The organism is Pseudomonas sp. 39004, from assembly GCF_028682155.1.
Classification (GTDB): domain Bacteria; phylum Pseudomonadota; class Gammaproteobacteria; order Pseudomonadales; family Pseudomonadaceae; genus Aquipseudomonas; species Aquipseudomonas capeferrum.
Genome location: NZ_JANIAG010000157.1, coordinates 1 through 13,480 on the forward strand (window position 1 = coordinate 1; position 13,480 = coordinate 13,480).

12 protein-coding genes are annotated in these 13,480 nt (G+C 64.6%); 4 read left to right on the plus strand and 8 right to left on the minus strand.

The features are described from left to right. On the minus strand, nucleotides 1–782 hold a 782-nt coding region (locus NP534_RS21530), incomplete at its 3' end, for a hydantoinase/oxoprolinase family protein (RefSeq protein WP_274100038.1). A 234-nt stretch (nucleotides 783–1,016) separates the two neighbouring features. Between NP534_RS21530 and NP534_RS21535 the strand changes: the two genes are divergently transcribed. Next, nucleotides 1,017–1,721 (plus strand): FadR/GntR family transcriptional regulator, encoded by a 705-nt coding sequence (locus NP534_RS21535; RefSeq protein WP_274100039.1) that lies wholly within the window; start codon nucleotides 1,017–1,019, stop codon nucleotides 1,719–1,721. Between the two features lie 21 nt (nucleotides 1,722–1,742). On the opposite strand, the gene NP534_RS21540 is transcribed toward NP534_RS21535, so the two are convergent. From NP534_RS21540 to ycaC, 7 genes are all read right to left on the minus strand, one after another. Then, the gene (locus NP534_RS21540) at nucleotides 1,743–2,795 is read right to left on the minus strand and encodes a DUF2955 domain-containing protein (RefSeq protein WP_274100040.1); all 1,053 of its coding nucleotides are present in this window, start codon (nucleotides 2,793–2,795) and stop codon (nucleotides 1,743–1,745) included. Continuing rightward, the gene (locus NP534_RS21545; protein ID WP_274100041.1) at nucleotides 2,785–3,882 is read right to left on the minus strand and encodes an HlyD family secretion protein; all 1,098 of its coding nucleotides are present in this window, start codon (nucleotides 3,880–3,882) and stop codon (nucleotides 2,785–2,787) included. Before NP534_RS21545 ends, NP534_RS21540 begins: the two co-directional genes overlap by 11 nt. Then, nucleotides 3,879–5,399, minus strand: a complete 1,521-nt coding sequence (locus NP534_RS21550) for an efflux transporter outer membrane subunit (RefSeq protein ID WP_274100042.1) — start codon at nucleotides 5,397–5,399, stop codon at nucleotides 3,879–3,881. Before NP534_RS21550 ends, NP534_RS21545 begins: the two co-directional genes overlap by 4 nt. A 13-nt stretch (nucleotides 5,400–5,412) precedes the next feature. Then, the gene (locus NP534_RS21555) at nucleotides 5,413–6,510 is read right to left on the minus strand and encodes an AI-2E family transporter (RefSeq protein ID WP_274100043.1); all 1,098 of its coding nucleotides are present in this window, start codon (nucleotides 6,508–6,510) and stop codon (nucleotides 5,413–5,415) included. A 39-nt stretch (nucleotides 6,511–6,549) separates the two neighbouring features. Continuing rightward, nucleotides 6,550–7,746, minus strand: a complete 1,197-nt coding sequence (locus NP534_RS21560; protein WP_033701340.1) for a monovalent cation:proton antiporter-2 (CPA2) family protein — start codon at nucleotides 7,744–7,746, stop codon at nucleotides 6,550–6,552. A 35-nt stretch (nucleotides 7,747–7,781) separates the two neighbouring features. Next, nucleotides 7,782–8,600, minus strand: a complete 819-nt coding sequence (gene ppk2, locus NP534_RS21565; protein WP_033701341.1) for a polyphosphate kinase 2 — start codon at nucleotides 8,598–8,600, stop codon at nucleotides 7,782–7,784. Nucleotides 8,601–8,712: 112 nt separating this feature from the next. Beyond that, nucleotides 8,713–9,333, minus strand: a complete 621-nt coding sequence (ycaC, locus tag NP534_RS21570; RefSeq protein WP_033701343.1) for an isochorismate family cysteine hydrolase YcaC — start codon at nucleotides 9,331–9,333, stop codon at nucleotides 8,713–8,715. 453 nt (nucleotides 9,334–9,786) lie between these two features. Here ycaC and NP534_RS21575 point away from each other — a divergent pair, with 453 nt between their 5' ends. From NP534_RS21575 to NP534_RS21585, 3 genes are all read left to right on the plus strand, one after another. Beyond that, nucleotides 9,787–10,176 carry a YybH family protein gene (locus tag NP534_RS21575; RefSeq protein ID WP_274100044.1) on the plus strand — a complete coding sequence of 130 codons (390 nt, stop codon included), beginning with the start codon at nucleotides 9,787–9,789 and terminating at the stop codon, nucleotides 10,174–10,176. A gap of 92 nt (nucleotides 10,177–10,268) precedes the next feature. After that, nucleotides 10,269–11,768 (plus strand): purine-cytosine permease family protein, encoded by a 1,500-nt coding sequence (locus tag NP534_RS21580; RefSeq protein ID WP_274100045.1) that lies wholly within the window; start codon nucleotides 10,269–10,271, stop codon nucleotides 11,766–11,768. 13 nt (nucleotides 11,769–11,781) lie between these two features. Continuing rightward, nucleotides 11,782–13,212, plus strand: coding sequence for an aldehyde dehydrogenase family protein (locus NP534_RS21585; RefSeq protein ID WP_261872130.1), 1,431 nt, complete (start codon nucleotides 11,782–11,784; stop codon nucleotides 13,210–13,212). Nucleotides 13,213–13,480: the final 268 nt, after the last annotated feature.

The following is a 13,480-nucleotide window of genomic DNA, read 5'->3' on the forward strand; positions in this document are numbered from 1 at the left end:
CGCACCGGGAAGTCGATGGCGCTTTGCACGCTGATAATGCCGCCGCCCGAATGCATCATGTACACCGGGCAGACCACGCCTTCGTGTCCCAGGCGCTGCACCAGGCGGTTGAGGTAAGAGGCGATCAGCGGCTTGACGTAGGCATTGGCGCACACGGTGTTGAAGCGCTGGTATTCGCGCATCTGTGGCGACACTTCAGACGATATCGACACCTGCAGTTGCGGCGCGATTGCGTGCAGGCAATCGCGAACGGCGCATTCATGATCGCCGTTGAGATAGCTGTGCATGAACCCCACCGCCACGCTTTCGTAGCCTGCATCCACCACGCGCTGGCACAGCGCACGGGCCTGCTCCATGTCCAGCGGTTTGCCCACACTGCCGTCGGCCATTACTCGCTCGGCCAGCACAAAACGGTCGTTGCGCGGTACCAACGCGGTGGGCAGCACGATGTTCAGGTCGTACTGCTCGAAACGGCTTTCAGTACGCATTTCGATGACGTCGCGAAAGCCCTCAGTGGTAATCAAGGCGGTACGTGCGCCGCGTCGCTCGATCAGTGCGTTGGTGGCCAGGGTAGTGCCATGGATCAGCGTGTCGATGGCGGCGAGTTCGACTTCAGCCTGCTCGCACACCTGCTTCAGGCCATCGATGATCGCTTGCTCGGGGTTGCTGTAGTTAGTCAGAACCTTGGTCGAGTACAACCGGTCTGCGACCTCCATGGCAACGTCGGTGAACGTGCCACCAATGTCGACACCGGCGCGAATGGATTTTCCGTCTCTTGTCATTATTGGTCTCCGGGAAAAACAACTGCTGGGTTAGGCGCCTCTGTGGGGTGTGAGGCGTCCCAAGTGTTATTACAGAGATATAATTACCTGTCAAACACACCCAGCAGTGATAATATCTCTACCTTGATCCTGATTTGATTCACCGACAAGGTCTCGCCTTGCCCGGCGCGAAGCGATACACCTAAACTCGCCGTGTGCAGAGCCATGACGCTGGAGAGCTGTTTGAATACCTTGATGACCCAAACCACCGAATGGATTCGCAACAAGATCGACAAGGAAGGGCTGAAGCCTGGCGACAAGCTGCCCACACTGAATCAGCTGGCCAGTGAGTTGGGGGTAAGCCGTACAGTGGTGCGTGATGCGGTCATCGCACTGGCGGCCGATGGCGTGCTGGAGTCACGCCACGGTGTTGGCGTATTTGTGCTAGGCCCGCAGGCGCCCGCCGCCGAGGTGGCACTGCTGGATGCAATGCTCGCCCCGCTCGCGAGCATCAAGGCAACCTTCATGGACCTGCTCGAATTACGCATGGCACTGGAAGTACACGCCTGCGGGCTTGCCGCGGCCCGTCGTAGCTGGGCGCAGGAGAACACAATCTGGGACGCCGCCGCTGCATTCGAGCAGGCCGCAGATGACGATGCCCGGCTGGACTTATGTGATGCGGCGTTTCATCAGGCCATCGCCGAAGCCACTAACAACGCTGCCTTCATCGAAGCATTCAAGGTGCTGTGCGTGAAGATCACCCCGCGCCCGGCGTTTTCCCGCGAGGTTGACCCGATGCTGATCACCCCGCAGTACGTAGAGCAATCAGTGACCGAACATCGCGCGATTTGTGAAGCCATCAGCGCGGGTGATGCCGAACGTGCACAGCAGGCCATGCGCGCGCACCTGGCGCGTGGGCACCGCCGCTATCGCAATCTGGCCGTCGCCTCTGCGCAGTGATCGCTGCCCCTGCACGCCGTTTCAGAGCCTGGTGCTGGCGTCCGCAGGTGCGCCCGCCATACCGGTGCGCGGCCGCGCCCTGCGCCTGTCGATCCAGATCAGCAAGGCGCTGGCATACACCGAGACAGCCAAGAACAGCGCCATGCGCACCGCAAAGGCCCGGTACACGTCCTGCCCTGCCTCGCTGTCCTGCACCGACTGCCCCAGCAGAATCAGCATCGTGGTCAGGCAACTGACCCAGTAAGCAGGACCGTGCCGCGTCGCCACCGCCCGGTAGAGCCGCCGGGCCTGCCAGAGGGTGAACAGCAACACCCACAGAAAAAACATCCACAGGTGCACGAACAGGCTCAAGGCACCCCACAGCAGGATCGCCAGCAGCCCGGCCAGCAGGGTCGAACCAATCAGCTCTCGGCTGGCATTGCGGGCATGGGTTTCGCCGGCCTGCTGGCCCAGGCTCACCGACTTCATGATCAGCGGCATGAATGCATCCGGGGCAATCAGCGCCAGCAAGAACGCCGGCATGACGATCAGCGTGGCACGCAGTGCAACCCAACTGGCACGCGCGCTGGCGAGCGGTGGCGGGGACGGTTGCGCGGGGGCATCGGCAGGTTCGGGAAACAGCACATGCGCCAGCGCCGTGCCCAGCGCCGCCAACAGCATGCCTTTGGCTAACGCCTCGACCACCGACAGCGCCAAGGTGAAATCATGGGTGCCGGCTGCGGCGATCATGGTCAGGCCGATCACCAGCAGGTTGGCCACCAAGCCATTGCCGCCCTTGAGCGCGTAACGCAGCACCAGAAACACCCCAACACCGACCAACAGCACCCCACTCACCGGGGCATGGCGCAGCAGTGGAATCAGCAACAAGCCACTGCCACAACTGAGCAGCACCAGCACCGCCAACGCCGGTGCCGCGCGCAACGGCAGCGGCTGGCTGCGGGTGGCCAACAGCAGCACCGCAAACACCGGGGCCAGGATCGGCACGGGCAGGCCGATGCCGAAGCTGACCGCCAGGCACAGCGCCACGCCCCAGGCCAGGCGTAGCGCCCGCAGGCGCCGCCACTCAATAGGCATACGACAGCCAGCTCATCAGCCACATGAACACGCGGCCCAGCACGTTCAGCGGGTTGCCCTCGCTGGGCAGCGCCATGACTTCGGCCTGGCCGCCGACCCGCAACCCGGTCTTGTCCTCCAGCTGGTCACGGTCCAGCTCGACGATCACCGGAAAACGCTGCGCCGAGCGCAGCCACTCGCGGCTGTTCTGCACGCTCGGCAGGGTACCCGGCGGGCTGCCCTGCCCCACGCTGACGCCATACCCAATGCTGCGTATGCGCCCCTTCAGCACGACCCCGGGCAGCGCATCGAGCACAACCAGCACCGCTGTGCCGGGCCGCAGGCGGCCGAGGTTGTTTTCGGTCATGTCGGCGCTGATCCACACGTCATGGATCGCGATCAGGGTCATCATCGGGCTGCCGGCCGCCACATAATGGCCAACGTCTGTGCGCAGGTCAGTGATCAAACCGTTGGCATCGGCGCGCACCACGGTCCGGGCCAGATCCAGACGGGCCTTTTCCACATTCGCCGCAGCGCTGCGCAACTGGGCGTTGTCTGCCTGTGAACCGCCCTGCTGTTCACGTGCCCGCTCGACTTCGGCACGGGCCGCCGCCACCTGGCTGATGGCTTGGTCGCGCGTGGCCTGGGCCCCTTCCAGGCGGCGCACCGACACCGTGCCTGGGTCTTCCTCGATCAGCCGCTTGAGCCGCTCGGCATCCTGGCGCGCCTTGCGCTCGTTGGCCTGGGCCGCCAGCAACGCCGCCTTGGCCGAATCGATGCCGGCGGTGTTGGCGCCGATCTGCCTGCGCACGGTATCCAGGTCGGCCTCGGCGCGAGCCAGCGCAATGCGGTATTGCGCCGGGTCCAGCTCGAACAGCACCGCGCCTTGGCGTACCTCCTGGTTGTTGCCCACGGCCACGCGCTTCACTGGGCCGGCCACCTCGGCGCTCACGGGCACCACGTAGGCTTGCAGGCGAGCCTGCTGGGTGTAAGGCGTGAAACGGTCTGCCAACAGGTACCAGAGCAGGCTTATGGCAATCAGCAGCAATACCCAGCGCATGCCACGATCAGGCGCTTGCGGGGGCGGTGTTTGCGGGGCGTCGCTCATTTCGGTTCACCGGGTTGCTGTGCGGTAGGGGGTGGCGCGTCCAGCAGGTCTCCCCAATCGGTGCGTTGCTGCATCTGTCGACGCGTGGCCGGGTCGACCGCTGCACGGCCTGGCTGCCAACCGCCGCCCAGGGCCTTGTACAAGGTCACCACGCTGCTGACGGCATTGCCGCGGCTGACCAAGTAACCGTCTTGTTGCTGCAGCAGCAGTTGCTGGGCATCGAGCACCCGCTGGAAGTCGGCAAAGCCTTCGCGGTATTGCGAGGTGGCCAGGCTCAGCGAGCGCTGCGCGGCTTGCGAGGCCTGGTCGCGAATACCCGCGCTCTGCAACGAGCGCACCAGGCCGCTGGCTGCATCGTCGGCCTCGCGGGCGGCTTCGCGCACGCCCTGCTGATACAGCTCGATCAGTTGCTGCAAGCGAGCATCCTCCACGCGCACGGCGTTCTTGCGCCGGCCATAGTCGAACGGGTTCCAGATCAGGCCAGGGCCGGCGGCGAGATCGAAACTGTCGGGCAGGTGGCTGGCCGTCACGAAGCTCCAGCCGATGCTGCCCAGCAGGCTCAGCTGTGGATAAAGGTCCGCTTCGGCCACGCCCACCAGCGCCGACTGCGCCGCGACGGCCTGCTCGGCGGCACGGATGTCCGGGCGTCGCAGCAACAAGCGGGCGGGAACGTCTTGCAACAGTGCCCGGTCTGGCAGCGGCAACTGCCCGTAGCGCGGTTGCAACTCCGGCAGTGGCCCCGGTGGCCGCCCAAGCAGCGAGCACAGCACATTGCGCAGGGCATTGAGCTGGTTTTCGAACTCGGGGATGGTCGCCTGCGTCGCCAGGTACTGGGTGCGTGCCTGCTGCCAGTCGAGCTCATCATGCTCGCCATGGCGGAACAACCGCTCGGTAATCTCCAGGCTGCGCGCCTGGCGCTTGGCGTTTTCCTCGGCAATGGCCAGGCGCGCCTCGGCGGTACGCAAGGCAAAATAGGTGTCGGCCACCTGTGCACGCAACAACAGCATGGCATCGGCGTAGTTGGCCTCGGAGGCAAAATAAAGGGCGTCGGCCGCCTCGATGGCACGGCTGAAGCGCCCCCAGAAGTCGATCTCCCAACCAATGTCGAAGCCCACGCTGGACTGCCAGAACACCGAATCACGGGCGCTGGCGGTGCCGGACTGGTCCTGCTTGAGGTAGAGGCTTTGCGCGCGCAACTGCTGCAGTTGCGGATAACGCCCGGTCTGCACGATGGCCAGTTGCGCACGTGCCTCGGCGACGCGCAGCCCGGCCACGCGCAGGTTGGTGTTGTGCGCATCGGCTTGGGCGATCAGCGCATCCAGTGTCGGGTCGGCGAACACTGCCCACCACTGGCGAAAATCCGGCGCCGCGGCGCTACTGCTGGCCTGCTCCAGCAGCGGGGTGCTCCAGGTGTCCAGCCAGGGCGATTGCGCCGGCGGGTAGTCCGGACCGACCTGCGTACAGCCTGCCAGCAAAGCCACCAGGCCCAGTGCGCGGTGCCAGCGAGGTGCGGGCATGCCAGGCCCCGGCTCAAGCCGACGGTTCGGCAGGGTCTTCCGGCACCTGCAACGCCACCCACTGCCAGAACAGCACATAGGTCACGCCCAGAATCACCGGGCCGATGAACAGGCCAATGATGCCTTTGACCACCATGCCGCCCAGCGCACCCATCAGCACCACCGGCATCGGCACATCCACGCCGCGCCCCAGCAACAGCGGCTTGAGCACGTTGTCGGCGAGGCCGGCGACGAAGGTGTAGATGGCAAACACGATGGTCGCGACGGTGAAGCCTTCGGCATGGAATACATAGGCGATGACCGGTAGCGTGATCAGCGTGGCCGGCGCCTGGGCGATGCCCAGCATAAGGATGGCGATTGCCAGGATCCCCGCGCCCGGCACACCCTTGACCACAAAACCCACGCCTATCAGCAGCATCTGGATGAAGGCAATGCCGATCACACCCTGGGCGACGGCGCGAATGGTGGCGGTGCACAGCCTTGCAATGGGCTTGCCGCGCGACTCACCGGAAACCCGAATGGCAATGCGCTGCGCCGCCACTTCGCCGCGCTCGCCGAAGGCCATGATCACCCCCGAGATGATGATCGCCGCGATGAACATCAAGAATGCCCCCCCGGCACTGGCAGCGGCGCCCAACAACACACGCCCGGCATCCTTGAGCTGCGGCATCACGCTGTTGAGCACGCCGCTCAGGCTCTCGGAAGCCGCCAGCCACAAGGCATACACGCGCGGCCCGATCAGCGGCCAGGTGGCCACCGACTCCGAAGGCGTCGGCACGCTCCAGGCACCGCTTTTGAGCAGTGTCACCAAGCCGTCCACAGACTCGCTGATCGACACCACCACCAGGTAGATCGGCACCAGCAACACCACCAGCACCAAAAGCACCACCAGCGTTGCCGCATAGCCATCCTTGAGCCCCGTGCCGCGTTTGATGCGCTGGTGCAGCGGGTACAGGGTCACCGCCAGGATCACCGCCCACAGCATCAATTCCAGAAAGGGCTGAAACACCTGGAAGGCGAAGATCACCAGGGCAGCCACCAGGCCTGCCTTGATCAATACATCGAGCAGGCCCCGCGACAGGGCACTGTCCAGCTTGAAACTCGGCTGCATGCTTCACCTCCGCACATTCATTTCGCCAACGGGTGCAGTTCAGTGGTCGGTTTGACGCTCAGGCGGGGACGCCTCAGCGTCGCTCAACTGCCGTGTCAGGCCCATCATCACCAGCGGTACCACAGCCATCGACAGGGTGATGGCCAGCACCAGCAGGTCGTGAACCTGCTGCTCCAATACCTGGTGCTCACGCGCCAGTTTGAACACCACGAAAGCAAACTCGCCGCCCGACGCCAGCACCACGCCCAGGCACAGCGCCTGGGCGCGGTTCAACCCGCCGGCCCTGCGGCCCAGGGCAACCAACAGTGGCAGCTTGATGCCCACCAGCAGCAGCGTGAGCCCAAGCACGGCCAAGGGCATGCCGAACAACAGGCGCAAGTCTGCACTCATGCCCACGCCGACAAAGAACAGCCCGAGCAGCAACCCTTTGAGCGGCTCGATCTGGGTTTCCAGTTCGTGGCGAAACGGCGACTCGGCCATCAATACGCCGGCCAGGAATGCGCCAAGGGCCATCGATATGCCTACATGCTCCATCACCCAGGCGGTGCCCAACACCACCAGCAACGCAGTAGCCGTGGACAGCTCCGGCAACCCGGAGCCGACTGTCCATTTGAAAATCGGGGTCATCAAGTAGCGGCCGCCGATAATGATCACGCCGATGCCGAGCGCCACGGCCAGCAGCGGCCAGTTGCCTTCATCTGCATGGCTGACATCACCGCCAAGCAAGGGCACTACGGCAATCAGGGGGATGGCGGCGATGTCCTGGAACAGCAGAATCGCCACGGCCAGTCGGCCGTGGGGCTTGCCCAGGTCCTTGCGCTCGGCGAGCACCTGCAAGCCGAACGCCGTTGATGACAGCGCAAGCCCCAGCCCCAGCACGATGGCCGCCGGCTTCGACTGGCCAAATACCCCATAGGCGAGCAGGCCAAGTGCGGCGGCGGTCAGCCCGACCTGCAACGAGCCGATGCCGAACAGGGCGCGGCGCATGGTCCACAGGCGGCGGGGCGAGAGTTCGAGGCCAATCACGAACAGCAGCATCACCACGCCCATCTCCGACAGGCGGGCGACGTTGTCCGGGTTGCCCAGCAAGCCGAGCACCGAGGGGCCGATCAGGATGCCGGCCAGCAGATAGCCAGGCACTGCCCCCAGTTTCAAACGTTGCGCCAGTGGCACCAGAAGCACCACGGCCAGCAGGAACACCACCGTCGCCTGCAGCAGGCTGCCGTCATGTGGCATAGGATTTCATCCTTTAGGCTCCCCGCAAGAGGGGGTCAGAAGCGCTCTTCGACCACCTTGAACGGGTAGGCCACCGCCTTGTACTTGCCGACCTTGCCGCGCTTGGGCAACTTCACGACCTGGTCGCGGGTGATGTCCTTGTACGGAATGCGAGTGAGCAGGTGGCTGATGATGTTCAGCCGCGCCCGCCGCTTGTCGTTGGAATGGGCCATGAACCAGGGTGCCCAGGAGGAATCCGAGGCGGCGAACATCGCGTCGCGCGCTTTGGTGTAATCATCCCAGCGGCTATACGACTTCAGGTCCATGGGTGACAGCTTCCACAGCTTGCGCCCATCGCTGATGCGGTCCTGCAGGCGGCGGGTCTGCTCTTCGGCGCTCACTTCCAGCCAGTACTTGATCAGGATGATCCCCGACTCGACCATCATCTTCTCGAACAGCGGCACCACCATGAGGAACTTGTCGGCTTGTTCATCGCTGCAAAAGCCCATCACCCGCTCGACGCCGGCGCGGTTGTACCAACTGCGGTCGAAGATCACCACTTCGCCCGCAGCGGGCAGATGGCCCAGGTAGCGTTGCACGTACATCTGCGACTTTTCCCGCTCGGTCGGTGCCGGCAGCGCCACCACACGGAACACTCGCGGGCTGACACGCTCGGTGAGGGCCTTGATGGTCCCACCCTTGCCCGCGCCGTCCCGGCCTTCAAAGACGATGCACACCTTCAGGCCCTTGGCCACGACCCATTCCTGCAGCTTCACCAACTCGACGTGAAGCTGCTTGAGCGCCTTCTCGTAGGCCTTGCCGCCCAACTTTTCCGGCTGTGCCTGTGGGGTCTTCTTCCTGGCTGACTTCGACATGGGTCGCTCCCGGCGGCGAATGAAGGTTCAGTATGGTCGATCCACGGGGGTTTGCCGCTTCGCTTGCTACCACAGCACCGCCCCCCTTTGGAGAGGGCGGACAATGGCCGGGTTATTTGGCCAGCTTGTTGTAACTGGTCATCAGGTTGCGGTAGTCGGGAATGTGGTTGGCGAACAACGTCCCCAGCCCTTCAACGTCGTTGCGCCAGTCGCGGTGCAGCTCGCAGGCGACACCGAACCAGGTCATCAGTTGCGCCCCGGCGGCCTCCATGCGGCGCCATGCCGAATCGCGGGTCAACTCGTTGAAGGTGCCAGAGGCGTCGGTGACGACGAAGACCTCGAAGCCCTCCTCAAGGGCCGACAGTGCCGGGAACGCCACGCACACTTCGGTCACCACACCAGCGATCAGCAGTTGCTTCTTGCCCGTGGCCTTGACGGCCTTGACGAAGTCTTCGTTGTCCCAGGCGTTGATGTTGCCGGGGCGGGCAATGTAGGGGGCGTCGGGGAACTGCTCTTTGAGCTCGGGGACCAGCGGGCCATTGGGGCCGGTTTCGAAGCTGGTGGTGAGGATGGTCGGCAGCTTGAAGTACTTGGCCAGGTCCGACAGGGCCAGAACATTGTTCTTGAAACGGTCCGGGTCGATGTCCCGTACCAGCGAAAGCAGGCCGGTCTGGTGATCGACCAGCAGGACTGCGACGTTGTTCTTGTCCAGACGCGTGTATTGGAAGGCCATGGTGGAGCTCCTTGCATCAGCGGATTGGGAGTATCAGCGTAGGCAAGGATGAGCGACTGCGGTAACCGTCAGTCGGGTCCGTTCTTGAGATCGAGCGCCGCCCACGCGGCGCATCGCGAGCGAAGCTCGCTCCTACATTTGTTCCGGGCCAGTCACGCCTGCGCCATCGCGCGCTAGCCCTTGTTTGTACGCCTCGATATTCAGGTGAGCGCCAAGGGGCCGCGCGCGGTGGCATCAGGAATAACTGGCCCGAAACAAATGTAGGAGCGAGCTTCGCTCGCGATGCGACGCGTGGGCGGCGCTCGATCTCATAGGCGCCAAAACAGCCAAGGCGAGCCCCCACCGCTCACTTCACAATTTCCTGAACTGATTATTTGCCCCCAGCGATTTTTCCCCTCGCCCACCGCCACCAGAATCGCTCACCACAATCACAAAAACCGTGAGGCCACTCCCGTGGACCAGACACTCCAGGTACGGCAGGCCGCCGCCGACCTCGTCAATGCCTTTGCCAGCAACGACACCGCCCGCTACTTCGCCTGCTTCAGCGAAGACGCCACCTTCCTCTTCCACACCGTGGCCCAACCGCTGTTATCGCGCCGCGCCTATGAAGACCTCTGGGCCCAGTGGCAGGCCGAAGGCTTCGCCGTGCTGGCGTGTGAATCGGGCAATGCCCAGGTCAGCCTGCAAGGCGACGTGGCGATCTTCATGCACGATGTGGCCACGCATATCCGTATCGCCGGTGACGAACACCAGTTGGCCGAACGCGAGACCATCGTGTTCCGCCGCCACGGCGAACGCTGGCTGGCCTGCCATGAGCACCTGTCGGTCGTCACCACCGCCTGAACCTTCTGTTGCGGCCTTGCCGCTCTGCCATCGCACCCACAATAAGGCCCGCGCACCGCGCCGGCCGACAACAACCGCGCTGGAGCATCACCATGAGCCAATCGACCGGTATCGAGACCAACGGTGTCGAACAGATCCCCGACGATCAACGCCACGCCGCCCCGCTAGACCTGTTCCGCCTGATCTTCGGCGGTGCCAATACCTTTGCCACTGCCGTGCTGGGCAGTTTCCCGGTGCTGTTCGGGCTGTCGTTCCAGGCCGGGGTCTGGGCAATTTTGCTCGGGGTCGGCATCGGCGCCATCATCCTCGCCCCCATGGGCCTGTTCGGTGCGCTCAACGGCACCAACAACGCGGTGTCTTCGGGCGCGCACTTCGGCGTGCACGGGCGTATCGTCGGCTCGTTCCTGTCGTTGCTCACCGCCGTGGCGTTCTTCTCGCTGTCGGTGTGGAGCTCGGGCGATGCCCTGGTCGGCGGTGCCAAGCGCTTGGCCGGCTTGCCGGAAACCGACCTGACCTTGGGCCTGGCCTATGGCCTGTTCGCGGTGCTGGTGCTGGTGGTGTGTATCTTCGGCTTCCGCTTCATGCTGTGGGTCAACAAGATTGCCGTGTGGGCGTCGAGCCTGCTGTTTCTGCTAGGCATCGTCGCCTTCGCCGGGCCGTTCGATGCGGGCTACGCCGGCAGCGTCAACCTCGGCCAGGCGGGTTTCTGGGCCGCCTTCGTCGGCGCGGCGATCCTGGCCATGAGCAACCCGGTCTCGTTCGGTGCCTTCCTCGGCGACTGGTCGCGTTACATCCCGCGGGCAACCCCCAAGCCGCGCATCATGCTGGCCGTGATCGCCGCCCAGGCCGCGACGCTGATCCCCTTCCTGTTCGGCCTGTGCACCGCCACCCTGGTCGCCAGCCAGGCGCCGGATTACATCGCCGCCAACAACTACGTCGGCGGCCTGCTGGCGGTCTCGCCTAGCTGGTTCTTCCTGCCGGTGTGCCTGATCGCGGTAATTGGCGGCATGTCCACCGGCACCACCGCGCTGTATGGCACCGGCCTGGACATGTCCAGCGTGTTCCCGCGCCTGCTCAGCCGTGCCGGCGCCACCTTGCTGATCGGCGTGCTGGCGATCGGTTTCATCTTCATTGGCCGCTTCACCTTCAACCTGGTGCAGAGCGTGTCGACCTTCGCGGTGCTGATCATCACCTGCACCAGCCCCTGGATGGTGATCATGATCCTCGGCCTGATCACCCGCCGCGGCTTCTACCATGCCGATGACTTGCAGGTGTTCACCCGTGGCCAGCGCGGCGGCCATTACTGGTTCACGCACGGCTGGAACTGGCGCGGCATGGGGGCGTGGATCCCCAGCGCGGCGGTCGGCCTGTGCTTCGTCAACTTGCCGGGGCAGTTCGTCGGCCCGCTGGGCGACCTGGCCGGCGGCATCGACCTGAGCCTGCCGGTAACCTTGGGGCTGGCCGGGGTGCTTTACCTCGTGCTGCTCAACCTGTTCCCTGAACCTGCTGGCGTGTATGGGCCTGATGGCCCGCGCTGGGTGCGCTGCAAAAGCACCCCGCATGCGCCGCTAATCACTGCCGAAATAGCCTGACTGGAGTCTGCCCATGACCACTTCTCACTACATCGCCGGCCGCTGGGTCGAAGGCCAAGGCAGCGACTGCATCAGCGTCAATGACCCTGCCCTGGGCCTGCCCTTCGCCGAATTGATGGCCGCCAGCGTCGCCCAGGTCGACCAAGCCGTGGCTGCCGCCCGCGAAGCCCTGCACGCCTGGAAGCAGACCAGCACCGGCCAGCGTGCTGCGTACCTGCGCGGCTTTGCCGAGCAGCTCGGGCAGCGCCGTGAAGCGTTGATCACCCTGCAGATGCGCAACAACGGCAAGCCGCGCCACGAGGCCGAAATCGACCTGGACGACGCGATTGCCACGTTCAATTACTACGCCGACCTGGCTGAGCAGTTGCCGCAGAAAAACTGCGACGTACCCCTGGCCGCGCCTGGCTTTACTGCCCGCACCCGTCTGGAGCCGGTTGGCGTGGTCGGCCTGATCGTGCCGTGGAACTTCCCGCTGGTGACCAGCGCCTGGAAGCTTGCCCCGGCCTTGGCCGCAGGCTGCACCGTGGTGCTCAAGCCCTCGGAGGTTACCCCGCTGATCGAGCAGACGTACGGCCAGATCGCCGATACCCTGGGCCTGCCCGCAGGTGTGCTGAACATCGTCAACGGCAAGGCCGAAACCGGCGCCGCGCTGAGTGGCCACAATGGCCTGGACAAGTTGTCGTTCACCGGCAGCAACAGCGTCGGTAGCCAGGTGATGCGCAGCGCTTCGGCGCAGTGCCGGCCGGTGACCCTGGAGCTGGGCGGCAAGTCGGCGATCGTGGTGTTCGATGATTGCGATGTCGAGCAGGCGGTGGAATGGATTGTCGCCGGCATCAGCTGGAACGCCGGGCAAATGTGCTCGGCCACCTCGCGCTTGCTGGTGCAGGACGGCATTGCCGATGCACTGCTGCCGCGTTTGCAGGCTGCACTGGAGAACCTGCGGGTGGGCAACCCGTTGAGCGAAGAAGTGGACATGGGGCCACTGACCAGCCAGGCGCAGTGGCTGAAGGTTGCCAGCTACTTTGCCACTGCACGCGAAGAGGGCCTGCAGTGCCTGGCCGGTGGCAAGGCGCTGGACCGTGACGGCTGGTTTGTCAGCCCGACGTTGTATGTGGACGTGCCGGCAGACAGCCGCCTGTGGACCGAAGAAATTTTTGGCCCGGTGCTGTGCGCACGCCGCTTCGCCACCGAAGCGCAGGCAATTGCCGAAGCCAACGACAGCCGCTTCGGCCTGGTCGCCACCGTTTGTTCAGCGGACCTGGAACGCGCAGAGCGGGTGGCCGATGCCCTGGAAGTTGGCCATGTGTGGATCAACTCGGTGCAGGCGGTGTTCGTCGAAACGTCGTGGGGCGGCACCAAGGGCAGCGGCATTGGGCGAGAGCTCGGGCCTTGGGGGTTGTCGGGGTATCTGTCGGTGAAGCATGTGACGCGGTGCCTGGGCTGATATCGCTGGGGCCGCATTGCGGCCCTTTCGTCGGCAAGCCAACGCCTACAGGGATAGCGCCAGCACTCGAATGGTGCGCCAACCTGTGCGAGCTGGCTTGCCGGCGAAGAGGCCAGCACAACCAATAGAAATCTCCCGCGCGTGACTTTCCCCTCCCCCCGCCAAGTCCCACTCCCTGGTACCCCCACAATCACAACACCAGGCCGGACCACCATGCACCCTCAACGCACCGCCTTGCACAACGAGTTGCACGCCCGCCCGTCGCTGT

Coding starts and splice junctions, on each gene's coding strand:
- NP534_RS21580 (WP_274100045.1), top strand. CDS start 10,269: ATGAGCCAATCGACCGGTATCGAGACCAACGGTGTCGAACAGATCCCC.
- ycaC (WP_033701343.1), bottom strand. CDS start 9,333: ATGGCCTTCCAATACACGCGTCTGGACAAGAACAACGTCGCAGTCCTG.
- NP534_RS21585 (WP_261872130.1), top strand. CDS start 11,782: ATGACCACTTCTCACTACATCGCCGGCCGCTGGGTCGAAGGCCAAGGC.
- NP534_RS21540 (WP_274100040.1), bottom strand. CDS start 2,795: ATGCCTATTGAGTGGCGGCGCCTGCGGGCGCTACGCCTGGCCTGGGGC.
- ppk2 (WP_033701341.1), bottom strand. CDS start 8,600: ATGTCGAAGTCAGCCAGGAAGAAGACCCCACAGGCACAGCCGGAAAAG.
- NP534_RS21535 (WP_274100039.1), top strand. CDS start 1,017: ATGACCCAAACCACCGAATGGATTCGCAACAAGATCGACAAGGAAGGG.
- NP534_RS21545 (WP_274100041.1), bottom strand. CDS start 3,882: ATGAGCGACGCCCCGCAAACACCGCCCCCGCAAGCGCCTGATCGTGGC.
- NP534_RS21550 (WP_274100042.1), bottom strand. CDS start 5,399: ATGCCCGCACCTCGCTGGCACCGCGCACTGGGCCTGGTGGCTTTGCTG.
- NP534_RS21560 (WP_033701340.1), bottom strand. CDS start 7,746: ATGCCACATGACGGCAGCCTGCTGCAGGCGACGGTGGTGTTCCTGCTG.
- NP534_RS21555 (WP_274100043.1), bottom strand. CDS start 6,510: ATGCAGCCGAGTTTCAAGCTGGACAGTGCCCTGTCGCGGGGCCTGCTC.